This is a genomic window from Brevundimonas sp., assembly GCF_036676055.1.
Classification (GTDB): Bacteria; Pseudomonadota; Alphaproteobacteria; order Caulobacterales; family Caulobacteraceae; genus Brevundimonas.
This window is the reverse complement of the sequence record NZ_JAKFDS010000074.1, coordinates 1-25,157: the sequence shown is the minus strand read 5'-3', so window position 1 is coordinate 25,157 and position 25,157 is coordinate 1. Positions and strand designations below refer to the sequence as shown.

The 25,157-nt window shown below is 69.4% G+C and carries 24 protein-coding genes; 8 read left to right on the top strand and 16 right to left on the bottom strand.

The features are described from left to right. Positions 1 to 50: 50 nt before the first annotated feature. Positions 51 to 536, top strand: coding sequence for an EF-hand domain-containing protein (locus V6M45_RS12520; protein WP_332656871.1), 486 nt, complete (start codon positions 51 to 53; stop codon positions 534 to 536). Here the strand turns inward: V6M45_RS12520 and V6M45_RS12515 are convergent, their stop codons facing one another. The 5 genes from V6M45_RS12515 to V6M45_RS12495 all read right to left on the bottom strand — a co-directional run bounded on the left by V6M45_RS12515 (position 537) and on the right by V6M45_RS12495 (position 9,127). Continuing rightward, complete coding sequence (locus V6M45_RS12515; RefSeq protein ID WP_332656870.1) at positions 537 to 1,394, bottom strand: DUF6065 family protein; 858 nt, start codon at positions 1,392 to 1,394, stop codon at positions 537 to 539. A gap of 72 nt (positions 1,395 to 1,466) precedes the next feature. After that, positions 1,467 to 2,399, bottom strand: a complete 933-nt coding sequence (locus tag V6M45_RS12510) for a 2-hydroxyacid dehydrogenase (protein WP_332656869.1) — start codon at positions 2,397 to 2,399, stop codon at positions 1,467 to 1,469. A gap of 42 nt (positions 2,400 to 2,441) precedes the next feature. After that, on the bottom strand, positions 2,442 to 4,916 hold the full coding sequence (locus V6M45_RS12505; protein ID WP_332656868.1) for a calcium-binding protein: 2,475 nt from the start codon (positions 4,914 to 4,916) through the stop codon (positions 2,442 to 2,444). Between the two features lie 96 nt (positions 4,917 to 5,012). Next, on the bottom strand, positions 5,013 to 6,680 hold the full coding sequence (ettA, locus tag V6M45_RS12500; protein ID WP_332656867.1) for an energy-dependent translational throttle protein EttA: 1,668 nt from the start codon (positions 6,678 to 6,680) through the stop codon (positions 5,013 to 5,015). A gap of 113 nt (positions 6,681 to 6,793) precedes the next feature. Then, entirely contained in the window at positions 6,794 to 9,127 is a 2,334-nt protein-coding gene (locus V6M45_RS12495) for a heavy metal translocating P-type ATPase (RefSeq protein WP_332656866.1), read from the bottom strand. A gap of 95 nt (positions 9,128 to 9,222) precedes the next feature. On the opposite strand from V6M45_RS12495, the gene V6M45_RS12490 reads away from it, so the two are divergent. Then, on the top strand, positions 9,223 to 9,498 hold the full coding sequence (locus V6M45_RS12490; RefSeq protein ID WP_332656865.1) for a metal-sensitive transcriptional regulator: 276 nt from the start codon (positions 9,223 to 9,225) through the stop codon (positions 9,496 to 9,498). A 20-nt stretch (positions 9,499 to 9,518) separates the two neighbouring features. On the opposite strand, the gene V6M45_RS12485 is transcribed toward V6M45_RS12490, so the two are convergent. Continuing rightward, a complete protein-coding gene (locus V6M45_RS12485; protein ID WP_332656864.1) occupies positions 9,519 to 10,130 on the bottom strand; it encodes a TIGR02466 family protein in 612 nt (203 codons plus the stop codon). A 29-nt stretch (positions 10,131 to 10,159) separates the two neighbouring features. Beyond that, complete coding sequence (locus tag V6M45_RS12480) at positions 10,160 to 10,918, bottom strand: tRNA1(Val) (adenine(37)-N6)-methyltransferase (RefSeq protein WP_332656862.1); 759 nt, start codon at positions 10,916 to 10,918, stop codon at positions 10,160 to 10,162. 115 nt (positions 10,919 to 11,033) lie between these two features. Here V6M45_RS12480 and V6M45_RS12475 point away from each other — a divergent pair, with 115 nt between their 5' ends. After that, the gene (locus V6M45_RS12475; protein ID WP_442880587.1) at positions 11,034 to 12,050 is read left to right on the top strand and encodes a polyprenyl synthetase family protein; all 1,017 of its coding nucleotides are present in this window, start codon (positions 11,034 to 11,036) and stop codon (positions 12,048 to 12,050) included. Here V6M45_RS12475 and V6M45_RS12470 read toward each other — a convergent pair. The 8 genes from V6M45_RS12470 to V6M45_RS12435 all read right to left on the bottom strand — a co-directional run bounded on the left by V6M45_RS12470 (position 12,047) and on the right by V6M45_RS12435 (position 21,200). Then, on the bottom strand, positions 12,047 to 13,243 hold the full coding sequence (locus V6M45_RS12470; protein WP_332656860.1) for a hypothetical protein: 1,197 nt from the start codon (positions 13,241 to 13,243) through the stop codon (positions 12,047 to 12,049). The genes V6M45_RS12475 and V6M45_RS12470 overlap by 4 nt on opposite strands. A gap of 98 nt (positions 13,244 to 13,341) precedes the next feature. After that, complete coding sequence (locus V6M45_RS12465) at positions 13,342 to 14,547, bottom strand: pyridoxal phosphate-dependent aminotransferase (RefSeq protein ID WP_332656859.1); 1,206 nt, start codon at positions 14,545 to 14,547, stop codon at positions 13,342 to 13,344. A 76-nt stretch (positions 14,548 to 14,623) separates the two neighbouring features. Further along, complete coding sequence (locus V6M45_RS12460; protein ID WP_332656858.1) at positions 14,624 to 15,184, bottom strand: hypothetical protein; 561 nt, start codon at positions 15,182 to 15,184, stop codon at positions 14,624 to 14,626. Positions 15,185 to 15,197: 13 nt separating this feature from the next. Further along, positions 15,198 to 17,075 (bottom strand): LVIVD repeat-containing protein, encoded by a 1,878-nt coding sequence (locus V6M45_RS12455; protein ID WP_332656857.1) that lies wholly within the window; start codon positions 17,073 to 17,075, stop codon positions 15,198 to 15,200. Between the two features lie 25 nt (positions 17,076 to 17,100). Next, positions 17,101 to 17,751 (bottom strand): DUF305 domain-containing protein, encoded by a 651-nt coding sequence (locus V6M45_RS12450; RefSeq protein WP_332656856.1) that lies wholly within the window; start codon positions 17,749 to 17,751, stop codon positions 17,101 to 17,103. A 100-nt stretch (positions 17,752 to 17,851) separates the two neighbouring features. After that, positions 17,852 to 19,012 (bottom strand): class I SAM-dependent methyltransferase, encoded by a 1,161-nt coding sequence (locus V6M45_RS12445; RefSeq protein ID WP_442880590.1) that lies wholly within the window; start codon positions 19,010 to 19,012, stop codon positions 17,852 to 17,854. A gap of 59 nt (positions 19,013 to 19,071) precedes the next feature. After that, positions 19,072 to 19,851 carry a DUF1365 domain-containing protein gene (locus V6M45_RS12440; RefSeq protein ID WP_332656854.1) on the bottom strand — a complete coding sequence of 260 codons (780 nt, stop codon included), beginning with the start codon at positions 19,849 to 19,851 and terminating at the stop codon, positions 19,072 to 19,074. After that, positions 19,848 to 21,200 (bottom strand): NAD(P)/FAD-dependent oxidoreductase, encoded by a 1,353-nt coding sequence (locus tag V6M45_RS12435; protein ID WP_332656853.1) that lies wholly within the window; start codon positions 21,198 to 21,200, stop codon positions 19,848 to 19,850. Before V6M45_RS12435 ends, V6M45_RS12440 begins: the two co-directional genes overlap by 4 nt. Positions 21,201 to 21,349: 149 nt before the next feature. Here V6M45_RS12435 and V6M45_RS12430 point away from each other — a divergent pair, with 149 nt between their 5' ends. From V6M45_RS12430 to V6M45_RS12420, 3 genes are read left to right on the top strand one after another with little or no spacing between them, the layout of a single operon-like run. Then, a complete protein-coding gene (locus V6M45_RS12430; RefSeq protein WP_332656852.1) occupies positions 21,350 to 21,910 on the top strand; it encodes a sigma-70 family RNA polymerase sigma factor in 561 nt (186 codons plus the stop codon). Further along, on the top strand, positions 21,907 to 22,542 hold the full coding sequence (gene chrR, locus V6M45_RS12425) for a cadmium/peroxide/UV radiation responsive anti-sigma factor ChrR (protein WP_332656851.1): 636 nt from the start codon (positions 21,907 to 21,909) through the stop codon (positions 22,540 to 22,542). The genes V6M45_RS12430 and chrR overlap by 4 nt, the downstream gene beginning before the upstream one ends. After that, positions 22,539 to 23,342: a DUF1295 domain-containing protein gene (locus V6M45_RS12420; protein WP_332656850.1), complete on the top strand. Its 804-nt coding sequence runs from the start codon at positions 22,539 to 22,541 to the stop codon at positions 23,340 to 23,342. The genes chrR and V6M45_RS12420 overlap by 4 nt, the downstream gene beginning before the upstream one ends. On the opposite strand, the gene V6M45_RS12415 is transcribed toward V6M45_RS12420, so the two are convergent. After that, positions 23,339 to 23,758 carry a DUF2177 family protein gene (locus V6M45_RS12415; protein ID WP_332656849.1) on the bottom strand — a complete coding sequence of 140 codons (420 nt, stop codon included), beginning with the start codon at positions 23,756 to 23,758 and terminating at the stop codon, positions 23,339 to 23,341. The two genes, V6M45_RS12420 and V6M45_RS12415, sit on opposite strands and share 4 nt — an antisense overlap. A 117-nt stretch (positions 23,759 to 23,875) precedes the next feature. Here V6M45_RS12415 and V6M45_RS12410 point away from each other — a divergent pair, with 117 nt between their 5' ends. Together V6M45_RS12410 and V6M45_RS12405 are read left to right on the top strand one after the other, a co-directional pair. Next, positions 23,876 to 24,595 (top strand): TVP38/TMEM64 family protein, encoded by a 720-nt coding sequence (locus V6M45_RS12410; protein WP_332656848.1) that lies wholly within the window; start codon positions 23,876 to 23,878, stop codon positions 24,593 to 24,595. Positions 24,596 to 24,833: 238 nt separating this feature from the next. Continuing rightward, positions 24,834 to 25,157 (top strand): rod shape-determining protein (locus V6M45_RS12405; RefSeq protein ID WP_332656847.1); only part of this gene is annotated, 324 nt, incomplete at its 3' end.

The window sequence follows — 25,157 nt, the reverse complement described above, 5'->3', positions numbered from 1 at the left end:
GGTTCGGGAACACTGTGTCGGGGCCGCGAAACAGTCCCGGGATCTGAGCGATGACCCTTCCTCCGAAAACCTTGGCGGCCTCCATCGGCGCCCTGCTGCTCCTGTCCACGCCCGCCCTGGCGCAGACGCCTCCGCCCGGCGGCGGCATGGGCGGCGGGCCCGGCGCCGGGATGGGACCGCCACCCGCCTTGGCCGACGTGCCGGCCTGGGCGGGCCGGATGTTTGAGCGGCTCGACGCCAATCAGGATGGCGGCGTCACCGGGGACGAACTGGCGGTTCTCAGCAGCGGTCCGGCCGGAGCCATGGGCGGCGGGCGCATGCGCCGGATGATCGCCCAGTCCGACGCCAGCAACGACGGCCGCATCTCGCGGGAGGAGATGGTCGCCGGCGCCGAGCGGATGTTCACCCGCATGGATACGAACGGCGACGGCGTCCTGTCCGAGGACGAACGGCCCCGGCCGCCCGCGCCGCCGCGCGCGCCGGCCATACCGACGCCCGCGCCGGAACCGATGCCGTTCCCGGATATGCCGGGCTGATCAGTCTTCGGCCGGGGATTTCGTTCCGAGCGCGCCGACGGCCGACCAGGCCCTGAAATCGACGCGCGGGCCGGGCTCCGGGGCCGCGACGGGCGCAGGGGCCTCGGGCAGGGCGGTCAGCCGCCGCTTGTTGACATGACCTTCCGGCCGCTCGGCGCGGTCGGGATACTCGCCGCGGAAATAGTAGCGCTGCCAGGCCTGTTTGATCGCCTCCGGATCGCCGTCGGCCATGCTGTTGTTGAACAGGGTCCGGGCCTCCTTCCACGCCTCGTACTGTCGACCCAGATCGGCGTCGCCCTCCAGCGAGGCCCGCACTGGCTCGAACGCCTCGATGCGGCGATGCTCGACCGGCTGGATGAAACAGAAGGGCTCGCCCTTCTCGAACCGGACCTTGCCCGGCGCGGTGAAGGCCCAGTTCATCGTGAAGGGGTAGGGCAGCCAGTCCGTCTCGACCAGGCCTTCCAGCGGGGCGAGGCCATGCTTGAACCGATTGGGACTGCCCGAAGCCCGCAGCGCCCACCCGGGCGGGGTGCGGAACAGCCATCCCGTGTGGAAGGTGATGATGCCGTGGGTGAAGTGCGAGGCTGCGAAATGCTCGAAATGGACGGCGTCGGCGTCGGGGGTGAAACGGATCGCCTCCGCCGCGAGGCCGCCGTCCCACTCCGCCTCAAAGCCGAACGGGCACAGCAGCTCCCACCCTGTGGTGTTGGCCATGCTCAGGGGCAGGCAGCGGTAGGGGTGGCGGGCCGCGAAGGCGTCCATCCAGTCGCGGTCGGGTCGGCCCGGAACCAGTTCCGGCGGCGTCGGACTGGTCGGGAAACATTCGAGGCGAGGGGCGGGCTCGGGGGCTTCGGTCAAGTTGGATCTCGCAACGTCCGGGTGAGCGCGACTATGCCACGGCCCGGCGGCCGCGCCACTCTTCGAAGCTGATCAGTCCTCCGGAACCGGCGTCTTCAGCGGCTCGCCGGCGAAGGCCGCCTGCAGGTTCTGCATCAGCAGCATCAGCATGCCCTGCACCGCCTCGGTGGTGGCCCCGGCCGTGTGCGGCGTCAGCACGGTGTTGGGCACGTCGGCCCAGCGGGTCGCGGCGGTCGGCTCGTCCTCGAACACGTCCAGCGCCGCCTGGCCCAGCCGCCCGTCGTTCAGGGCCGCGATCAGGGCGTCCTCGTCGACCAGCTGCCCCCGCGCCACATTGACCAGCAGCCCCTGAGGCCCGAGCGCCTCGATCACTTCGCGCGAGATCAGGCCGATATTGCCGTCGTCGGCCTTGCAGGCCACTACCAGGATGTCGCTGTCCCGGGCCAGCTCGACGAGGCTCGCCGCGCGAGGCCAGGCGGCGGCCTTCTCACGCGGGCCCCACCATTTCACCGTCATGCGCAGGGCCTCGGCGCGGCGGGCCACGGCCTCGCCGATCGCGCCCAGACCGACGACGCCGACCCGCTGACCTTTCAGCGACGGCGTGATCATTTTCGAGTCCACGGTCCATTCGCCAGCGCGGAGCCCCCGATCCCCGGCTGCGATCTGCCGTCGCGCCGCCAGGATCAGGCCGATGGCGTGGTCGGCCACGTCCTCGTGATTGACCCCGGGCGCGTGCGTCACCGCCAGACCCCGCGCCCGACACCACGCCACGTCGATCCGGTCATAGCCGGAGGTGAAACAGGCGATCAGTTGCAGGCTCGGCAGGCTTTCGATCAGATGTTTGTCGAGCGGGAATTCGCCGGCCACCACCAGAGCCCGGATCTCCGCCTGCGCCTCGACCGGCGGTCCCTCCCAGAAGCGGTAGACGGTCCACTGGCTTTCCAGAAACGCCGTCAGGGGCGCCAGATGGCGCTGCATGATCAGCAGGGCGGGGCGGTCGGTCATGGCCGGATTAGACCAGTCCCGGGCCGCCGCGCCAAGACGCGCCTACATCCAGTCGTCGTGGAGGCGGCGGAGATCGAGCAGGCCGCCCTGTTCGTCCGATGTCAACATCCAGGAGCCGTCCGGCGAAGCCGGGGCGACGCGGTCTGAGAACAACTCCGGCCCGGCCGAGTTCGGGAGAACCAGCGGTTCATGGAGGCCCTTGCCGTTCGCGTCGAACGGATCGTCTCGGCCGGGGGGCGACGAACCATGGTCCATTCCGTCTGTCGATCCGCCCAAAAGCAGGGCTTCCGGAATCCGCCCGTCGCCCAAGGCGCCGCCAATGCCGCCAGGCCCGTACATCCGATTCAACTCCAGCACTTTCCCATCGCCGAACCGGATCGTCTCTACGCCGGTCAGGTGGTCTCGCCCGTCCGGTCCCTTGAGGATGAAGTCGTCGCCGTCGATGAGCAGGCGATAGTCGGAGGCGTTTCCGGAAACGATCAGCACGTCGGTCCCCGCGCCGCCGATGATGGTGTCGTGCCCGCCGCCGCCGGTGATGAAATCGTCGCCGTCGCCGCCGTCGATCAGGTCGTTGCCGAGCCCGCCGAGAAGGATGTCGCGACTGGCCTCGCCGAGGAGGGTGTCGTCGCCCGCGCCGCCCTCCAGCTGATCGCTCCCGCCGAGCCCCTCAAGTCGATCATCGCCGTCCAGACCCCGGATCACGTCCGCGCCGCCCGTGCCGGTCAGGGTATCGTCGCTGGCCGTGCCATCGACCACCGTGAACGCGTTGCGGAGATCGATCGTCGTTCCGTCGGTGAAGCGAACGAACTCGACCGCGGTGAGATGGTGCTCGCCGCCCGCCGGATAGACGACATAGCCGCCCGCTACCATCTGGATGGCGACCTCGTCCCGGGTCCCGTTCACTACAAGGGTGTCTTCGCCCGCGCCGCCGTCGATCACATTCTCGCCGACGCCGCCGTCGATCGTATCCGTTCCGGCGCCGCCCCGGATCACATCGTCGCCGTCGCCGCCCGTCAGCGTGTCGTTCCCGGCTCCGCCGTCGAGAACATCGTCGCCGCCCCGGCCGTCCAGGGTGTCGTTTCCGCTACTGGTGGTGATGACATTGGCCAGGCCATCGCCCCGCACCGTATGGGCGCCTGTATAGAGCAGGGTGATGTTCTCCACCCCGGAGATCGTCGAAGCTCCGCCCTGACTGGTGAAGGAGCCCGCCTCCAGATCAATGTCGCAGGCGTAGGTCGGAAGCAGCGCCAGATCGTAGCGATCGATCAGCAGATGATCGACGCCATCCCCGCCATCGTAAATCTCGCCTGCGGACAGAACGTAGACGCGGATCGTGTCGTTGCCTGCGCCGCCGCGGTAAATATCCGCACCGGCGTTCTGAAGGTTCTCGTAGTCTTCATGCAGCAGGTCGTCGCCGGCGCCGCCGTAAAGCTGATCCGCGCCCGCTCCGCCACGCAGCTCGTCATTTCCGTCGGCGCCGTACAGGATGTCGTTCCCGCCCGCGCCAATGATCCGGTCGTTGCCTTGCTCGCCGTCCAATTCGTCTGCGCCCGCGGCGCCGCGAAGTTCGTCGATCCCAAGGCCCCCGAACATCAGCGAGCCGGCGTCCCCGCTCACGAATAGCCGGTCGTTCCCGTCGCCGCCGTCCAGCCGGTCGAAGCCGCCGCCGCCCCGAATCTCGTCGTCGCCGAGGCCGCCGGTCAGCCAGTCGTCGTGCGCTGACCCCAGCAGCACTTCAAAGTTGGAAAGGGTGTCGACGTCATCGGCGCCGGAGGCCGTTCCGGTGGTCATGTTCACCGTTACGCCGCTGGCGGCGGCCGAATAATCGAGCGTGTCGTGCCCGGCGCCGCCGTCCAGGGTGTCGTTTCCGGTCCCGCCGACAACCCGGTCGTCGCCGTCGCCTGCCGTGATCTGGTCGGCTCCGGAGCCGCCCAGAAGCGTGTCGGCGCCGGCCTCCCCGAGGATGACATCGTCGCCGTCGCCGCCGCTCATCGTTTCGCCGCTGCTGGAGCCTTCCAGCCGATCGTTGCCGCCCTCGCCGTAAAGGGTGTCCCCGAATATGGGATAACCGCTGTTGTTGGAGATCAGACGGTCATCGCCGTCACCGCCATAGAGCGTGTCGCGCTCGGCGCCGCCGTCGAGGACGTCATTCCCGTCGCCGCCACGTAGCTCGTCCTGGTCCCCCCCTCCGTAGAGTGTGTCCGCGCCAGCGCCGCCGAGGAGCACATCGTTGCCGCTAAACCCGACAAGGGTGTCGTCACCGTCACCACCGTCGAGGGTGTCATTCCCCGCTTCGCCATTCAGGAAGTCGTTGCCGCCCAGCCCGTTCGCGACGTCGGCGTCGGACGTTCCGTTCCAGGAGTCATCGCCCTCAGTCCCGGTGAATGACACAGCCTGGGGGTCCCCGGTGACAGGGGCGAGCAAGAGGGTGGGGTCGATTGCGCGATGGGTCTCCCGACGCGCGATCAAGGCATCACCGGATGCGGGTGCTCGTCGGCCCATATGATCGATCACCATGCCGTTCTTTCCGGACAGGGTCGATCATCGGGCGCACAATGTCGAAGCGCAAGCGCTGCTGTCTCACAAGTACGGGTTGCGCCCGCTATCCGACTGTTACCGACCGAACTTCTGGAACTTGATCCGGTGGGGGATCAGGCTCTCGACGCCGAGGCGACGCTTCTTGTCTTCCTCATAGGCCTCGAAATTGCCCTCGAACCACTCGACATGGCTGTCGCCTTCGAAGGCCAGGATGTGAGTCGCCAGGCGGTCGAGGAACCAGCGGTCGTGGGAGATGACCACGGCGCAGCCCGCGAAGCCCTCCAGCGCCTCCTCGAGGTTCTGCAGGGTCTCGATGTCGAGGTCGTTGGTCGGTTCGTCGAGCAGGATCAGATTGCCGCCGGTGGCCAGGGTCTTGGCCAGGTGCACGCGGTTGCGCTCACCCCCGGATAGCTGGCCGACCTTCTTCTGCTGGTCGCCGCCCTTGAAGTTGAAGCTGCCGACATAGGCGCGCGTGTTGATCTCGCGCTTGCCGACCATCATCACGTCGGTGCCGCCCGAAATGGCCTGCCAGATGGTCTCCTCCGGCTTCAGGTCGTCGCGGCTCTGGTCGACATAGGCCAGCTTGACCGTCTCGCCGACGCGGATCGTGCCGGCGTCGGGCTGTTCCTGGCCGGTGATCAGGCGGAACAGGGTCGACTTGCCGGCGCCGTTCGGGCCGATGACGCCGACGATGCCGTTGGGCGGCAGTTTGAAGGTCAGGTCCTTGAACAGCAGCTTGTCGCCGTAGGACTTCTCCAGCCCGTCGCATTCCAGCACGACATTGCCGAGGCGCGGGCCGGGCGGGATCTGGATGACGGCGTGGGTCTGGGCGCCGCGCATGGACTCCTGCTCGTCGACCATCCGCTCATAGGCGGCCAGACGGGCCTTGGACTTGGCCTGACGGGCCTTGGCGCCCGAGCGGACCCATTCCAGTTCCCGGGTCAGGGCGCGCTGGCGGGCTTCGGATTCCGACTGCTCCTGCACCACCCGCTTGGTCTTGGCCTCCAGCCAGCTGGAGTAGTTGCCCTCGTGCGGGTGACCCTTGCCGCGGTCCAGCTCCAGCGTCCACTTGGTGACGAGGTCGAGGAAGTAGCGGTCGTGGGTCACCAGGATGACGCAGCCCGGGAAATTCTCGAGGTGGTGCTGCAGCCAGGCCACCGACTCGGCGTCGAGGTGGTTGGTCGGTTCGTCGAGCAGGAGCATGTCGGGCTTGCTGAGCAGCAGCCGCGCCAGCGCCACGCGGCGCTTCTCGCCGCCCGACAGGTTGGTGACCTCCCAGTCATCCGGCGGGCAGCGCAGGGCGTCCATGGCCATTTCGATACGGCTGTCGATGTCCCAGACGTCGCCGGCGTCGATCTTCTCCTGGAGGGCGGTCATCTCCTCCATCAGCTCGTCCGAATAGTTCTCGGCCATCTCCATGGCGATGGCGTTGAAGCGGCTGACCCACTGCTTCTCCTCGCACCAGGCCTCGACGTTCTCGCGCACGTTCAGGGCCGGATCGAGCTGCGGCTCCTGCTCCAGATAGCCGCGCTTGACGCCGTCGGCGGCCTTGGCCTCGCCAGTGAACTCCGTGTCCAGCCCGGCCATGATCTTCAGCAGGGTGGATTTACCCGAGCCGTTGACCCCGACCACGCCGATCTTGGCGTCGTTGTAGAAGCTCAACCAGATGTTCTCGAAGATCTTCTTGCCGCCGGGGAAGGTCTTGGTGAGACCCTGCATCTGGAAAATATATTGCTGCGCCATGAGGTGCGTCGCGCCCTGTCGTCTGGAGTGCGGGGGAGGTTGGCGCGGGGTGTAGCCGCCGCGCCGCCGTTGGGCAAATCCCTAGCGGCGGGGCGGGGCGGATTGATGGCGGGCTAGAGCTTCACCGCCCTGAGTCTGAGCGCGTTGGAGATGACGCTCACTGACGACAGCGACATGGCCAAGGCCGCGATCATCGGCGACAGCAGCAGGCCGAAGGCCGGATACAGCACCCCCGCCGCCAGCGGCACGCCGAGAGCGTTGTAGCCGAACGCGAACCACAGATTTTGCCGGATGTTGCGGACCGTGGCCTTCGACAGCTTCAGCGCCCGGACGATGCCGTTCAGGTCGCCGGACAGCAGGGTCACCCCCGCACTTTCGATGGCCACGTCGGCGCCCGCGCCCATGGCCACCCCGACGTCGGCGGCCGCGAGGGCCGGGGCGTCGTTGACCCCGTCTCCGGCCATGGCCACGACCCGGCCCCCGGCGCGCAGCCTCTCGACCACGGCGGCCTTGTCGGCCGGCGAGACGTCGGCCTCGACCGAGTCGATGCCGAGCTGCGCCGCCACGGCGCGGGCAGTGACCGCATTGTCGCCGGTCAGCATGACCAGCTTCAGGCCTTCGGCGTGCAGGGCGTCCACCGCTGCGCGGCTGGTCGGCTTGATCGGATCGGCGATGGCGAAGGCGCCGGCCAGGACACCGTCCACGGCGATGAAGATCACCGTCGCCCCGTCGCGGCGCAAGGCGTCCGCAGCCTGCGCCAGAGGCGCGGCGTCGATGGCGTTGTCCTTCAGATAGCCCGAGGAGCCGATCAGCACCCTGCGGCCCTCGATCGTCCCGACGACGCCGCGCCCGACCGGGCTGTCGAATTCCTCGGCCGTCGACAGGGCGAGACTGCGCGCCTCCGCCGCCTGCACGAGGGCCCGGGCCAGCGGGTGCTCGCTGGACCGCTCCAGTCCGGCGGCCAGACGCAGCAGATCCTCGTCGGCGTAGCCATCCGCGGCGTGGATGGCGGTCAAGGCCGGCCGGCCCTCGGTCAGGGTGCCGGTCTTGTCGACCACAAGGGTGTCGATCTTGCCGAACCGTTCCAGCGCCTCGGCGTCGCGGATCAGCACCCCGCCCTGGGCGCCGCGACCGACCCCGACCATGATCGAGATGGGGGTGGCGAGGCCGAGGGCGCAGGGACAGGCGATGATCAGCACGCTGACAGCGGCCACAAAGGCATAGGCCAGTCGGGGCTCGGGTCCGGCTACAGACCAGGCGATGAAGGCGATCACGGCGATCGCGACGACCCCCGGCACGAACCATCCGGCCACGCGGTCGGCCAGCCGCTGGATCGGCGCCCGGCTGCGCTGTGCCTTCGCCACCAGCTGGACGATCTGGGCCAGCAGGGTGTCGGCCCCGACCTTTTCGGCGCGCATCACGAAGGAGCCGGTGGCGTTCAGACTGCCCGCCACCACGGCGTCGCCAGCCTGTTTGGTGACCGGCATGGACTCACCGGTCACCAGCGCCTCGTCCACCGCCGCCCGACCGTCGACCAGCACGCCGTCGACGGGGATCTTCTCGCCGGGCCGGACCCGCAACCGGTCGCCGACGGCGATGTGCTCGACGGGGATCTCCTCGTCGGTCCCGTCGGCCCGCACGCGCAGCGCCTGCTTCGGCGTCAGGTCCAGCAGGGCGCGAATGGCGCCCGAGGTTCGTTCGCGTGCGCGCAGCTCCAGCAGTTGGCCGACCAGCACCAGGGTGACGATCACCGCCGCCGCCTCAAAATACAGCGGCGGCTCGCCGTGCGCGCTGCGGAACGCATCCGGGATCAGCCCCGGCGCGATCACGGCCACGGCGCTGAAGGCCCAGGCCACGACCGTGCCGAGGCCGATCAGGGTGAACATGTTCAGGTTCCAGGTCCGGACCGAGGCCCAACCCCGCGCGATGAACGGCCATCCCGACCACAACACCACCGGCGTCGCCAGGGCGAACTGGATCCAGCGGTTCCAGCCGTGCGGGATCGGCAGGTGCAGACCCGGCAGGTGCGCCCCCATCTCGATGATGAACAGCGGCAGGGTCAGGGCGGCGGCGACCCACAGGCGGCGGGTGAAGTCGGCGATCTCGGGGTTCGGTCCGGCGTCGGCCGTCGTGTCTTCCGGCTCCAGCGCCATGCCGCATTTGGGACAGGTCCCCGGGCCGATCTGCCGGACCTCGGGGTGCATGGGACAGGTGTAGACGACGCCGGGGATCGCGGCCTCCGGCTCACGCACGCCGGCGTCCAGATAGCGGTCCGGCCGGTCGAGGAACTTCCTCCGGCAGCCGGCCGAGCAGAAGTGAAAGGTCTCGCCCGCGTGCGTCGCGTGATGCACCGTGGCGGCCGGATCGACGGTCATGCCGCAGACCGGATCGCTCGCCTTGCCCGGCTCGTGAGCGGCCGCGTGGCCGGAACAGCAGCTGTTCGACATGGCGTGATCTCCGTCCTGCATCCTCACCTATACCCGGGCAGGGTATTGTGCAAATTACCCCAGCCGGGTATCTGTGGGCAGTCAGGAGCGGGTCAATGGATCATCACGACAAGCCGAAACTGCGGAACCGTCTGAACCGGATCGAGGGGCAGGTGAGGGGCGTCGGCCGGATGGTCGAGGAGGGGCGCTACTGCATCGACGTCCTGACCCAGGTGCGCGCCATCCGCGCCGCCCTGGGCCGTTTCGAGAGCGAGATGCTGAAGGGCCACCTGAACCACTGCATCGAAGACGCCATTGTCTCCGGCGACATTGAGGAGCAGCGGCGCAAGGCGGCCGAGATCATCCAGCTGCTGGACCGCGCCGAGCGCTGATCGGGCGCGCGGCGGCCGCGTCAGGCGTAGTTGAAGCTCACCGAGATGCGCTCGCTCTTCGCTGCATTCACCGGCACCTCGTGGCGCAGCCAGCTTTCCCACATCAGCACCGTGCCGGGCTGAGGGGCGAGGTAGACGAACGGCCGCTCGGCCTCCGGCGCATCGGCATGCACCGCCGGGCGGGCCATCATCATCGGCAGCCGGGGATCTTCCAGCTTCAGCGCCGAGGCGCCGTCGGGGACCTCGACGTAGATGGTGCCGCTGAGGAAGGCGTGCGGGTGGATATGCCCCGTATGACCGCCGCCGGGCTTGAGGATATTGACCCACAGATTGTCGAGCCGGGGCCGGCGGGCGAGGTCGAAATTCAGCGCCTTGGCATAGGCTTGCGCATGCCTGTCGAGATGCCGCTTCAGGTCCGCGAATTCCGGCAGTCGCTGCGGCAGGTCGTTCAGCGAACCGTAGGAGGTGTAGCCGCGATAGCCGTGCTCGCGGCACCACATCCGCCCGGCTTCGTCCTCCGTCGCCAGCATCCGGCAGGCCTCGGCCAGCGCCGCGTTGAAGGCGGGAAAGCCGGGCGCTGTCGCCAGCGACGCCTGATAAACCTGGGTGACGAACAGCGGGCGCAGGGACATGGCGGCTCTCTAGCGCAAGGCGGGGACGATCAGAAGGGCAGGGCGGCCTCGCCCCGCAACACCGCCTCGGCCTCGGCCGTATGCTTGCCGCCTGACCGGTCGTGCAGCACCAGCGGCGGCAACAGCCGCAGCGGCGCCTTGCCGGTTTTGATCGCCTGCACCAGCACCCGCTTGGCCGGCTCGTCGGCGTAGGGGTGCACCGGCCGCACCGAGAACGAGCCCGCCGTCTCGCCCAGCAGGGCCAGCAGATCGGCCAGCCGGTCGGCGCGGTGGATCACCACGATCCGCCCGCCCTCGCGCACCGCCTTCAGCAGGAATCGCGTCCACGCCGCCAGCCCGTTGTCGGCCATCCAGGCGCCCTGCTTGCCCGGGGCCGGCGTCCGCAGCGCCCCCGGATCATCGAAGAAGGGGGGATTGCTGACCGCCCGGTCGAACGGCTCCAGCCCCAAAGTGCGGAACCCGGCGGCGACGTCGCCCTCCAGGATTGTCGCGTCCGCTCCATTCAGCGCCGCATTCTCCCGCGCCAGCGCCGCCATGGCCGGGTCGCGCTCGACCCCCGTCATCGAGACGCCCGGCGCCCGGGCGGCCATCTGCATCAGCACCGCCCCCGCGCCGCAGCCCGCCTCGATCACCCGCTCCCCAGGCTCCGCGCCGGTCGCCGCCGCGAGCAGGGCCGCATCCATGCCGGCGCGATAGCCCTTCGCCGGCTGGCGCAGCCGGACGCGCCCGCCCAGCAGGGCGTTCTCGACGATGTCTCCGCCTTGCGGAACGAATGATGCGACGGTCACGCGGCTTGACCCTTCATGGCCCGATCACCATTGTGCGCCGCATCGCCGCCCTGCAAGCGGCGGCTGGATTTTCAGGCGTGATCCTCCCTTCCGCGCCGTGCCCATGAGTTCTCCCTTGGACGCTGTCACCGTCGCCGAGTCCCGCCCCAAGGGAGACGTTGAACCGCTGGTTCGGCTGGCGAAGGGCGACATGGCCGCCGTCGACGCCCTGATCGTCGAGCGGATGCAGTCCCAGGTGCCGGTGATTCCCCTGCTGGCCGAGCATCTCGTCTCGGCGGGCGGCAAGCGGCTGCGTCCGCTGCTGACCGTGGCTGCTGCCCGCGCGTCCGGTGCAGCCGACGACATCGACGCCTCTCGCAAGCTGGCCGCCGCGGTCGAGTTCATCCACACCGCCACCCTGCTGCACGACGATGTCGTCGACGGCTCCAACCTGCGCCGCGGCAAGACCGCCGCCCACCTGATCTGGGGCGCGCCGTCCAGCGTGCTGGTCGGCGACTTCCTGTTCGCCCGCGCCTTCGAGCTGATGGTTGAGACCGGCCAGATGCGCGCACTCGGGATCCTGGCCACCGCGTCCAGCGTCATCTCCGAAGGCGAGGTGCTGCAGCTGACCCGCGCCCACGATCTGAACCTCGACCAGGACACCTATCTGCGCATCATCTCGGCCAAGACGGCGGAGCTTTTCGCCGCCGCCGCCGAGGCCGGGGCGGTCGGGGCAGGGGCCGATGAAGAGGCGGTCCAGGCCCTGCGCGCCTACGGCCTCAATCTCGGGATCGCCTTCCAGCTGGCTGACGACGCCCTCGACTACGGCGGCGCGTCCGCGACCCTCGGCAAGAACGCCGGCGACGATTTCCACGAGGGCAAGGTGACCTTGCCCCTGCTGCTCGCCGTGGCCCGCACGCGCGGCCGCGAGGACGCCTTCTGGGAGCGCACTATAAACCAGGGCCAGCGCACCGAGGACGACTTCCTCCGCGCCCGCGACCTGATCGCCGGCGCCGGCGCCCTCGCCGCCACCCTGGACACCGCCTGGGACTACGCCGCCGCGGCCCAGGACGCGCTGAAGCCGTTGCCCCAGGGCGAATGGCGGTCGGCGCTCGAGCAACTGGCGGATTTCGCCGTCAGCCGGGCCGCTTAACGCCGGCGGAGGAGGCCCCCGACAAGGCCCCGGAGGGCGTCGGCCGGATTGGGGGCCGGTTGGCGCGAATCGGGCCCTTCGCGACCCTCGTCACCGCCGAGGTCGCTCATGTCCATGCCGAGGACGGTCGAGGCGCTGGAGGTGTAGCGGACCTTGACCACATGCTCGATGTTCCAGGTCTCGCGGGGGTTGGCCGGCCTGGCCGGATAGCTGAAATTGGCTTCGCCGCCGAACGCGATCACCCGGACCATCGACTGGGGCGCCGCCATCTGCACGGCGCTCGGGATCGGGCAGCCGGTGGTCGACGCCGGCAGGACCACGCCCTGGCGGATCAGCCGCTCCAGGTCGGCGGGCGAAAGGATGTCCGGGATCTGGCCGAACGAGATCGGAATGTTGCTGGAGGTCCAGGCCACCATATCCCCGGCCTCATTGGCTCCCATGGTCATGGCGAAGTAGCCGCGGGCGCCGCCGACGGCGTTCCAGCCCAGCGATCCGCCGTCCGCCACGCCGGTCAGCTGGACCGGCTCCATGAAGTCCTGATCGGCGCCGAGGCTGAAGCGGATGTCGGGGGTGTAGTTGCCGTCAACCAGGTGATCGCCCACCAGCGAGCCGTTCGCCGGTATCCGCTGGCTCGACCGGTCGTTCGGCCATTCGCCATAGGTGCGGCCCGATCCCGGCGAGGGCGGCGTCTCCGGCGAGACTCGCACAGCCTCCATCAGGGCGGTCATCTGGCTGGCGCCGCGGGCCGGGTCGTCGGTGGAGATCTCGATCACCAGCGGCTGGCCCGAACCGGTCGGCTCTCCGCAGCCGTGATAGATCAACATCCGCATGCGACCGCCTTCGCCCCGGGCTTGCGGCATGAAATCCGGGGTCGGCGAAGCCGGCTGGCGCACGGGCGTAACCAGCGGCAGGTCGCCCGTATTCAGGCCCGCGGGCGGCTGATGCCGGGCCTCGGGCGCGGGAGCCGTGCGGTCGGCCTGCAGCTGCAGGGAGAGGGATTTCTGAACGCCGCCGCCGGACATCATGGCCATCGGATCGAACCCCGCGCCGCCGGTGGGCAGTCCGGCAGTCGTCCGCGCGGTGACCCAGTAGGTGGCGACCGGGCCGGTGGTCCGCTGACTCTGGGCCGGCGCCTGACCGGCGGACAGGGCGAAAACGGCCACAAGGGCGGTGGTGCAGGTCAGGCGGAGCATGGGGCGTTCCAACAGGGTTAGAAGAACAACGTTCCCCTATACGCCCGACGGAGGTTTCACCGCTACGTCAGCCTGATTAACTCGGCTTCATATTCGGCTCAGCGCAAACTGGCGCAGAATCGCTGGATGCGCCGGCAGGCTTCCTCCAGCACGGTCTCCGAGGTCGCGTAGCTGATGCGGAAATAGGGGCTCAGACCGAAGGCCGAGCCCTGCACCACGGCCACGCCCTCGGCGTCGAGGAGGGCGGTCGCGAACGTGTCGTCGCTGTCGATCACGGTCCCGCCCTCGGTTGTCTTGCCGATCAGCCCCTCGATCGACGGATAGACGTAGAAGGCCCCTTCCGGCGTGGCGCAGCGGATGCCCGTCGCCTGATTCAGCATCGACACGACAAGGTCGCGGCGCGCCTCGAAATGCTTCGCCCGTTCGGCGATGAAGTCCTGCGGCCCGTTCAGCGCCTCGACCGCCGCCCACTGGCTGATCGAGGACGGGTTGGAGGTGGTCTGGCCGGCGACCTTGCGCATCAGGTCGATCAGCGGCTTGGGGCCGCCGGCGTAGCCGATGCGCCAGCCGGTCATGGCGTAGGCCTTGCTGACCCCGTTCACCGTCAGGGTCCGCTCGTACAGGTCCGGCGCGACCTGGGCGATCGTCCGGTAGTCGAAGTCGCCGTAGATCAGGTGCTCGTACATGTCGTCGGTCATCACCCAGACCTGCGGGTGGCGGCGCAGCACGGCCGCCAGCGCCTCCAGCTCCTCGCCGGTGTAGGCGGCGCCGGTGGGGTTCGACGGCGAGTTGAGGATCAGCCATTTGGTCCGCGGGGTGATCGCGGCCTCCAGGGCCTCGGGCTTCAGCTTGAAGCCGTCGGCCTCGTGCCCGACCACCGACACCGGCTCGCCGCCGGCCAGAAGGACCATGTCAGGGTAGGACACCCAGTAGGGCGCCGGCACGATCACTTCGTCGCCGGGCGACAGGGTGGCGACGAGGGCGTTGTAAATCACCGTCTTGCCGCCCGGGGCGACGTGGATCTGGTTCGTCGCATAGGTGAGGCCATTCTCGCGGGCGAACTTGGCCGCCACGGCCGCCTTCAGCTCGGGCAGGCCGTCGACGTCGGTGTATTTGGTCTCGCCGCGCCGGATGGCCGCGATGGCGGCTTCCTTGATGTTCTCGGGCGTATCGAAGTCGGGCTCGCCGGCGCCGAGACCGATGACGTCGCGCCCCTCGCGCTTCAGCTCGCGCGCGCGAGCGGTGACCGCCAGGGTGGCCGACGGCTTGACGCGGGAGAGGGCGGCGGACTGCAGGCTGGACATGGCGACTCCCGGGGAACGGCGCCCATTCCTTACGCAGTTGCGAAACAGCGATCAAATGGCGGCGGACCGCCGTCGGTCATGGCGCGGGCAGATATTCGGGTGGAATGGGCGTGTCCGGGCTCTCCGCCAGCCAGTAGACGCTCATCACCCACCAGCGCGAGCCGTCATGGAACAGCTGGATGCTGTTGATCCCGCGCATGAACGGCGCCGGGTCGGAGAGGCTGCGCACGCTGTCGTAGGTCGACCAGACATGGACCATGTGGCCGAACCGCTCGGCCCGCCGGGCGATCTCACGCTCGTGGAAACCGTCGCGGGTCAGGACCGGGCCGCTCCGCTCGATATAGTCTTCCGGCGTGATCGAGCGGGCCACGCCCACCCCCTGGGCATTGACGCCCGAAGGCATCAGCCGCGCGGTCGGGTGGAACAGCGACCGGAATCGATCCCAGTCCCGCTCGACCCCTGCATCGCCAGAGATGACGTCATACAGCGCCGTGACGATGGCCTCCGGCGAGGCCACGTCGGCGGGGAGGGCGGCCGCGGCCTGTGTCGCCGGCGCCGGAGCCGGAGCGGGGGTCTGGGCGGCGGCCGGGCCGGCGAACGTCAGCGCCAGCGCGGCGGCGAAGAGTGAAAGGCGCATCAGGATTCCCCTTTCAGGACCGCGCGCCGAGCCGGCCGAACAGCTCCGACAGCGCCTTGCGCCGCGCCGCATCGGCCGCGGGCATATTCTCCGGAACGATGGCGATCTCCCGGGACAGCGCCGACGCCTGCGCCCGGTCGACGCCTCCGCCGCGCCATTGTTCGACCGCCGCCCGCGCCTTCCCGGCAAGGCCGGCCTCAAGACCCTGTGACCGCGCCAGCTGGTCCAGATAGGCGGTCGCCACATCCGGGTGATCCTCCCAGACCGGGCGGGTCTGGGTCTGCGGATTGATCGTCTCCGCCATCACCCGCTCGGCGACCGCAATCTCGGCCGCGGACAGGTGTTCGCTGGGCTTCAGGCGCAGCACATCGAAGCCGCGCGCGATCTCGCTGGCGTAGATGCGGCCGTTGAGCCAGTAGGCCGACCAGTGGCCGCCCACATAGAGCCGGTCTCCATCCACGGGCCCGCGGTCGAAATAGGCGATTTCCTGCGGCCGCGCGGGATCGGTGAAGTCCACGATCGACACGCCGCCCTGGTACCAGGCCTGGACCATCAGATCGCGGCCGGGCACCGGGACCAGATTGCCGTTGTGGGCCACGCAGTTCTCAGACCCGGACTGGGCGGCCGGCAGCTTGAAGAAGCTCTTGCCGACGAGGCGGCCGTCCTCGATCGCGGCGATCAGGTCGGCGCCCCAGGCGGCCGGGTCCTCGGCCCGGCAGCGCGCCGAGGTGCCGCCGCCCCATTCGTCCGTGAACAGCACCTTGTCCCCGGTCGTGTTGAAGGTGGCGGAGTGCCAGTAGGCCATGTCCGGATCGAACAGCTCGGACACCCGCGACGGGTTCTCCGGATCCGAGATGTCCAGCAGGATGCCGTTGCCGCTGCACGCGCCGGCCGCCAGACCGATCTCGGGGTAGACGGTGATGTCGTGGCAGTGGTTGGTCGGGCCGCTTTCCTGGCCCGCGACGCCGAGGCGGCCGCCCTTCCACAGGCCGGCGACGGCGCCGGTCTCGCGGTCGGCGAAGATGCGCGGGCGGTTGACGATGGCGGCCTGCTCCGGCGCGTCCAGGGGCACCTTGATCACGTCGATCGAATACAGCGCCGTCTCGGGATTGTCGGCAGGCTGGCCGTCCTGGCAGATCGACAGCTCCTCGCTCTTGCGCACCCCCGAGGTGGCGGAGTTGTAGATGTAGAGGACCTTCGGATCGGTCGGATGCGGGACCAGGGTGTGGGTGTGCGATCCCCGGCAGGTTTGCACCGCCGCGATCTGGCGGGGCGCGGACAGGTCGCTGATGTCGAAGATGCGGATGCCGCGGAAGCGTTCGGCGTTGACCTCGCCCTCGGCGTCCCTGACTCCGCAGTCCAGCCGGGCGCGGTTCTGCTCGACCGACATGAACAGCAGGTTCCCGTGCACCGAGACGTCGCCCTGACCGCCGGGGCAGACCACCGACAGCACCAGTTCGGGCGCGCCTTCGCCACTCACGTCATAGGCGTTGAAGCCGTTGAAATTGCCGACGAATAGGCGCCCGTTCGACATGGCCATGTCGCTGTTGGCGAGGGCCAGCGGGCTGTAGCGCGGGCGGGGCAGGGGCTCGGCCGTGCCGGCCTCGACCGCCGCCGCCCGGGCCCGGGCAGCCAGCGCCTCTTCGCGCGTCGGCGGCGCGAACAGGGCCTCCGGATCGAAGAAGCCCGGCGCGGGCTGCACCGAATGCTCGAGCGTCAGGTTCGAGATCGCCTGACCGGCGTCGTGCAGGCCCGGCGTCAGCGTCGAGCGGACATCCGTCCCGACGGGCGGGATCTGGCCGGGAGCCGGGGCCTGGGCCTCGGCCGTGGCGGCCCCGAGCAACAGGCTCGCCGCGGCGGCGGAGCCTAACAGAAGACTGCGGATGATCATGGACGCCCCTTGCGGATGAATGGTTCTAGAGCTCGGACAGAATGGTCTGCATGCGCAGGATTTCGGCCGCCTGATCGGCGGTGACGGAACTGGCGAAGTCGGACAGGGTGGGATCCTCGGCCGCCTCGGGATTGTCCAGCAGGGCCTCTACCATGGCCAGCGCCCCCTGGTGATGCCGGATCATCCCTTCGAGGAACAGTTGGTCGAATTCTGGTCCTGTCGCCGCGGCCAGCGCCGCCATCTGCGCGGGCGACAGCATACCCGGCATCAACGGCGTATCGGACGCGGCCGCACCGGCCGCGTGTCCGTGATGGCCGGCGTGGAGGTCGGGGTCCGTCGTGGCCAGGGCCCGCGCCGCCAGCCACTCTTCCATCTGCGCCATCTCGGCGGTCTGGCTCTGCGCAATCCGGTCGCCCAGCCGCCGCACGGTCGGCGAGGCGGCGCGGCTCTGCAGCAGCGCGACCATCTCCACGGCCTGGGCGTGGTGGACGATCATGTGGCGCATGAAGCGCACATCAGCCTCGACATAGCCCGTCCGGCTCAGCTCCACCGCCTCGGCCGCGCTGATCACCCGCGATGGCGCTCCCGGCGCGCCGGGGTTGAAGATCGGCGGCGTCTGCGGGCCGGTCGGCCCGCCGATGAGAAGTGCGAGAATCACCGCGGGCGTCAGGCTCAATCTCTATGCTCCGGCCAGCCTTGCTGTTGACGGGCGGGAGAGTAGGGGCGGGAGTTCGCCCGGGGCAAGGCGGATTCGGCCTCCCTGCCTTCGCCGCGCCTCAACCGTCCCTGGCCGTGAGGGCGATCTGGACGACATCCGTCCGTCCCGAGCGGAAACCGGCCTCGCAATAGGCGAGGTAGAACCGCCACAGCCTGCGGAACCGTTCGTCGAACCGGCCGGCGGCCGCAATGCCGTCCCAGGCCTTGTCGAAGCGGCGGCCCCACAGATCGAGGGTGGTCGCATAGTCCTGGCCAAACCGCTCGGTCGTCTCCCAGTCCAGTCCGGCGGCGTTGATGACCGGGGCCAGCCGCGGCTCGGACGGCAGCATGCCGCCCGGGAAGACGTACTTCTGGATGAAATCCGGCCGCCGCCGGTAGCCCTCGAACAGGTCGTCCCGGATGGTGATGATCTGCAGACCGGCCCGTCCGCCCGGCGCCAACACGCGCCGCAGGGCTCCGAAATAGTCGGCCCAGTATTCCTCGCCCACCGCTTCGAACATCTCGATCGAGGCGACCCGGTCGAACCGGCCTTCCACATCGCGATAGTCGACCAGGCGGATGTCGACCCGCTCGTCCAGACCGGCTTCGTGGATTCGCTGGCGCGCAAAGGCGTGCTGCTCGCGCGAGATGGTGATCGCGGTCACCCGGGCGCCGATCTCACGGGCGGCGTATTCGGCGAAACCGCCCCAGCCGCAGCCGATTTCCAGCACCGAATGGTCGCGGCGGAGGTCCATCAGCGAGGCCAGCCGGGCATATTTGGCCCGCTGCCCTTCCTCCAGACCCTGATCCGGCCCGCTGAACCGCGCGGCCGAATAGGTCATCGAGGGATCCAGCCAGCTGGCGTAGAAAGCGTTGCCGAGGTCGTAGTGGGCGTGGATGTTGCGCCGCGAGCCGCTCCGGCTGTTGCGGTTCAGCCGGTGGCCAAGACGGTTTGCCGCGTTGAGGATCGGGTTGCCGTCGACCAGCCGGCTCAACTGATCGTAGTTGGCCGCGAACGCCTCGAGCAGGGCAGCGAGGTGCGGGCTGTCCCACTCTCCCGCCATATAGCCTTCGGCGAATCCGATATCGCCGCCGGCTATGGTGCGGCGGATGCAGCGCCAGTCGCTGATCTGCAGAACGGCGGTGCGGCCCGGCTCCCGCCCCTCCAGATGATGCCTCGTGCCGTCGGGAAGCGTCACGGTCAGGCGGCCGATGGTCCAGCCGGAGGACAGCAGCCGCATGAACAGGCCCGCGCCCCAGGCGATCCTTCCGCCCTGTGACGCGATCGGGGAAACCGCGGTCACGAGCCCGCTCCCGTCGCCATCGCGGGCGCCGGCCGCCGCCCCAGCGTCACGGGCACGCCCTTCAGCCACAGAATGAGCGCCTCCCAGTGAATGGCGGCGGCGACCTTCAGCGTCATCAGCGGAAAGGCGAGGGCAGCCCCGACCAGGGCCCGGTCGGCGAGCGGGCGACGCCGGCCCCACAGCGTCGCCGTCAGCAGCGGGCCCCTGGCGTCGGCGCAGCCCACGGTCAGCCCGACCCGCTCCCCCGGCGCCCGGCCGCGGAACCGGTAGGTCATGTCCATATCGAGAAAGGGCGACACATAAAGCGCCTTGGCGCAGCTCTGGCGGAACGGCTCTGCATCCGCCCCGGCGTCCGCAACGGCCAGATCGTAGCAGTGCCGTTCGCCGAAGGTGCTGGTCACCTCATAGCTGAGCGCGGCCAGTCGACCGTCGGCCGCGTGGCAGTAGTAGACGCTGATCGGATTGAACACGAAGCCCAGCACCCGCGGCATCGTCAGGAGCCGGACCGCGCCGCCGGCCAGATCCACGCCGATGGCGGCCAGCCGGGCCTCGACCTGCGCGCGCAGCGGCCGCCCCGATCCGTCCCCGTGGTCGCGGTCGAAGAAGGAGAACAGGTTCCAGCGATTGCGCGAGAACAGCCGCAATCGCCGGTCCAGCCCGTCCAGTTCGGACAGGTCGAGCAGCAGCCAGAAGACCCGACGCTCGAGCCGGTGGCGGCGCGGCCGCAGGCGCTGGTGCATCACCCCGCCAAGGTAGAGGGCGGACGCGTCGCTCACGCTGCAGTCTCCATGCGCCGGTCCCGGTCCGCACCGATCTGGATGCGCCCGCTTTCGTCGGCGACGGCCCACGGCCGGCGAACCCCGCCCAGCTGTTCGGCCACGGCCAGGCCGGATTGCAGCCCGTCTTCATGGAACCCCGCGCCGAAATGGGCCCCGCAGAACCAGACTCCGCCCTCGCCCTGCAGATCCCACAGCGCCCCTTGGGCCCGCAGCGCCGCGGCGTCGAAGATCGGGTGCTCGTACAGTTCGCTGCGCAGCAGGGCGTCGGGGCGGGGCGGTTGCGGCGGATTCAGGGTGACGAACAGGTCCTGCCCCGGCAGGCCCTGAAGCTTGTTCATCCAGTAGCTGACGCACAGCCCGCCCTCCGAACCGATGTAGTTCCAGCTCGCCCAGGCGCGGCGGCGTTTGGGCATCAGGGCGGGATCGGTGTGCAGCACCGCCAGGTTGCGGCTGTAGCGGAAGGCGCCCAGCGTCCGGCGTTCGGCTTCGGTAGGGGCGTCGAGCATGGCCAGGGCCTGATCGGCGTGGGTCGCGATGACCACATGATCGAAGCGTTCGCGGCGGCCGTTGCGTTCCCCCACGATCACGCCATCGCCGGTACGACGGATTTCGACCACGTCCCGGCCGAGGCGGATGCCTGAGCCCAGCGCCGCGGCCATCCGCTCGACATAGGTGCGGCTGCCATCGATCACGGTGCGCCACAGCGGCCGTCCCGCCAGCTTCAGCAGGCCGTGATTGTCACAGAAGCGCAGGAAGGACGCGGCCGGGTAGTCGAGCAGGGCCTCGGTCGGCGACGACCAGATCGCCGCCGCCATCGGCAACAGATGGTCGTCGCGGAAGGCCGCGCTGAACCGACCCTGCTGCAGGAAAGCCCCCAGCGACAGGTTCGGATCCTCCAGCGTCGCCAGCGCCGCCGGCGCCTCGCGGTAGAACCGCAGCACCTCGGACAGCATCGACCAGAACCGCGGCCGCAGCACGTTGCGGCGCTGGGCGAACAGGGCCGGAGCGGCGTATTCGAACCCGCCTTCCTCCAGCGACACCGAGAACGACATGTCGGTGGCCCGGCTGGCGACGCCCAGATGGTCGAACAGGGCGATCAGATTGGGATAGGTCGCCTCGTTGAAGACGATGAAGCCTGTATCCACCGCGACCGGCCCCGTCGCCGTATTGGCCGTCACGGTGTTGGTGTGGCCCCCGAGACGGTCGGCGCGCTCGTAGACGACCACCTCATGCTGTTGGCTCAACAGCCAGGCGCAGGACAGGCCGGATATCCCCGACCCGATGACCGCGATCCGCAGCCGGGGGCCGCCGGACGGCCCGTCGTTCGAAACTGGTGTGAGGCTCATGCGAACTCCGCTCGGCCCTCGACGGGCGACGGTCGCTGTTACGTCGGGCGCCCCGTTCTGGATGAGGTATGATCCGGTCGGGGATTCCCCGCGTATGAGGGCCAATGCATGGAATGGTTTCGGATATCGGCCTTGCGCGCGCCGGCGCCGTGAGCGGCGACACTGAGTACGACCGGCTCATCCAGGCGGTGGCGCGGGACCGTGACCGCGACGCCTTCGCGGCCCTGTTCGATCACTTCGCGCCGCGGCTGAAAGCCTATCTGATGCGGTCGGGCGCGGCGCCGGCGGCGGCCGACGACTTCGCCCAGGACGCCATGCTGACGGTCTGGCGCAAGGCCGAGCAGTTCGATCCGTCCCGGGCGCGGGCGGCGACGTGGATCTTCACCATCGCCCGCAACCGCCGGATCGACGCCCTGCGGCGGGAGAGCCGGCCCCTGCCGGTCCCGGAGATCAGTCTGGATTCGCCCGATCCCGAGCGGCCGGACGACCTGCTTCAGGCCCGTCAGGACGAGGGCCGCGTCCGCGCCGCCCTGCGCAGTCTGAAACCGGACCAGATCGAGGTCATCCAGATGGCCTTCTTTCAGGATCTCACCCACGCCGAGGTGGCGCAGTCGCTGGCGCTGCCTCTCGGAACCGTAAAGTCGAGGATACGCAACGCGATGATCAAGCTCAGGGATCTGCTCGATCAGCCTGTCGGGGAACAGTCATGACCGCCCGCCTTCAACCGTCCGAGGAACGCCTGCTGGCCTATGCCGCAGGGACGCTCAGCCCCCCCGAGTCCGTGGTGGTGGCGACCCATCTCGCCCTGCGCCCCGCAACCGCGCGCTGGGTCGAGAACCTGCAGGCGGTCGGCGGCGAGGTTCTGGAGACCATCGAGCCCGCGGCCGTCGCCGACGACCTGCTGGCGCGGACCCTGGCCAGCCTGACCGCGGCGGACGATACGCTTCCGCCTGAACCCGCCAACGACATGACCGAGCTTCCCGCGCCGTTGCGCCGGTACGCGCTCGGGCCGTGGCGCTGGATCGGCCCGGACATGCATGTCCGTGAGGTCCATGCGCCCCGCGACGGAGAATGCCGGGTGATCCTGCTCAGGATCGGCTCGGGCCGCACCACCCCGGTTCACACCCACGCCGGGGTCGAACTGACCTGCGTCATCTCCGGGGCCTATGAGACTGACGAGGCCCGCTTCGGCCCCGGCGATTTCGAGGAGGCGGACGGCGAAGTCCATCACCGACCCCGCACCGTCTCGGCCGAGCCGTGCCTGTGCGTCGTGGCCCTCGACGGCCAGATTCGCCTCGACGGCTGGATCGGCCGACTGCTGCAGCCCTTCGTGCGGCTGTGATCGCCCTGCTGGCGCCCTGGGGTCTCGCGACCCTCTTCCTCTGCGCCGTCATGGCGGTGGCGTGGGGCGTGCAGCGGGCGACGGGGCAGGGCGGCTGGGCCGACGTCTTCTGGTCGTTCGGCCTGTGCGCGGCCGGGGCAGGCGCGGCCCTGTATCCGGTCGACGGACCGCCCGACGCCCGCCAGTGGCTGGCGGCGGGGCTGGCGGCCCTGTGGGGCGTCCGGCTGGGCGCACACATCGCCGGCCGTTCGCTGTCTGGCCCGGAGGACGCCCGTTACGCCCGGCTGCGGCAGGAGTGGGGCGCCAATTTCCAGATGCGGCTGTTCGCCTTCCTGCAGTTGCAGGCGGGGGCGGCGGCGGTTCTGGTTCTCCCGATCCTGCTGGCGGCCCACAATCGTCAGGGACCGCTGGGGCTGCAGGACGCGCTCGGCGCCGCCCTGCTGGTCGTCGGCGTCGTCGGGGCGGGAATCGCCGACCGCCAGCTGGCCGCCTTTCGCGCCGATCCTTCGACTACGCGGGATCAGGTGATGGATCGCGGCCTCTGGGCCTGGTCGCGGCACCCCAACTACTTCTTCGAATGGCTGGGCTGGTGCGCATGGCCGGTGCTGGCCGTCGACCTCGGCGGCGACCGCCCGTGGGGCTGGCTGGCGCTGGTAGGACCGGCCTACATCTACTGGCTGCTGACGCGGGTTTCGGGCATCCCGCCGCTGGAGGCCCATATGCGGCGCAGCCGGCCTGAAGCGTTCGCCCGCTACGCGGCCCGCACCCCCGTCTTCTTCCCGCGCCCGCCCAGGGGCTAGATCGCCAGGTTCAGCGCCTTCATCAGGCGCAGCGCCACGGCGCAGGCAGCCGCCGACGAGACGCCGCTGACGACAACGCCCCAGGTCATGTCCAGCAAGGTGATCTTCAGGCCCCAGGTCTTCAGCGTGGCGTAGTTGGTCAGGTCGTAGGTGCCGTAGGCGAACAGGCCGAACAGGGCGCCCCAGACCAGCGCCGTCTTCCAGTCTCCCGTCTTCAGCCCCGGCAGCACGGCGAACAGGGTCAAACCCGCAGCGTACAGAGTGTAAAAGGCGATAGCGGGGACGAGCCGGAACTTGTCCGCCAGCACCTCGCCGATCAACGGCCGGTAGACCCGGTCGCCCATGAAGCCGAGCCACAGGGTGTCGATCACCCCGAAGATGATGAGCACCGTCACGAAGGCGAGAGCTTGGGTCATGGTCGTCTCCGGTTGAGTCGCACCCCATACGCCCGGGCGGCCCGACCGGATCACGTCGGTCCGCGGCGCGGGGAGGGCGCTCTCGCCGCCGGTTCCGCGGAATGCTAATCGCCGGTCATGCGCCGTCTGCTCGATTTCATCCTCAACATGGAAGGCCGCCGCTGGCGGGCGCTGCTGGCGACGGCGCTGCTGCTCGGGGCCACGGTCGCCCTGCTGATGATCGGCAAGAGCCAGCTGGGGCTGGAGGCCGAGGAGAATCTCGAGGCCTGGCTTCAGGGCTACGCCGGCAGTCCGTGGGCCTTCGCCGCCACCGCGGTCCTGTTCGTCGCCGCCGCCTTCATCGGCGCGCCGCAGTTCATCCTGATCGCCGCCTGCGTGGTCGCTTTCGGGCCGTCGCTGGGCTTTTTCTACAGCTGGGCTGCGACCGTCGCCTCGGCCGGGGTGACCTACTGGCTCGGGCGGGGGCCGACCGCACGGCTGCTGGATCGCTATGGCGGACGGACCCTGGGCCGGCTCAAGGGCTTCGTCGGCAAAAACGCCTTCTACGCGAGCTTCATGATCCGCAATGTGCCGTCGGCGCCGTTCATCGTCGTCAACATGGCCTTCGGCGCAACCCGCGCCGCCTTTCCGGCCTATCTGCTCGGCTGCGCCCTCGGGGTCCTGCCCAAGACCGCGTTGGTGGCCTTCTTCGGCGGGGCGGTGGTCTCGGCGGTCAGCGGCGACGGCGTCTGGACCTCGCTGATCCTCGCGGGCGTGGCGGTGGTCTGGCTCGGCCTGATGCTGGGCGTGCGCGAACTGGTCAAACGGCGTGAGCGCGCGGCCGGGTCGCCGGACTAGAAAGCTTGGCTGACGGGATCGTGAACCGTGAGTCCGAAGATAGCGGCGGCGGCAGGCTCCGGGGGGGCTCATGGGGCTTGTATTCCCCCCCGCACACGGGCAAACGGGCCATAAGGTCGGTCAGGCGATAACGATCAGGAGGCGGCGCTCATGGGGATGAGCGCGGCCGGGGCGTCGCCGAAGCGGATCGAGACAGCGAACGCCCTATTCAGGCCCGAACGAACGGTATTCCGGACCCATGTTCTCCAGCATTTTCGGCGCAATCTCCAACGACATCGCCATCGACCTCGGCACCGCCAACACCCTGATCTATATGAAGGGCAAGGGCATCGTGCTGAACGAACCGTCGGTGGTCGCCCTGCGCAACGTCGGTGGTCGGAAGATCGTCCACGCCGTCGGCATAGAGGCCAAGCAGATGCTGGGCCGCACCCCGGGCCATATGGAAGCCATCCGTCCCATGCGCGACGGGGTCATCGCCGACTTCGAAGTCGCCGAGGAGATGATCAAGCACTTCATCCGCAAGGTTCATAACCGCAAGGGCTTCGTGAACCCCAAGGTCATC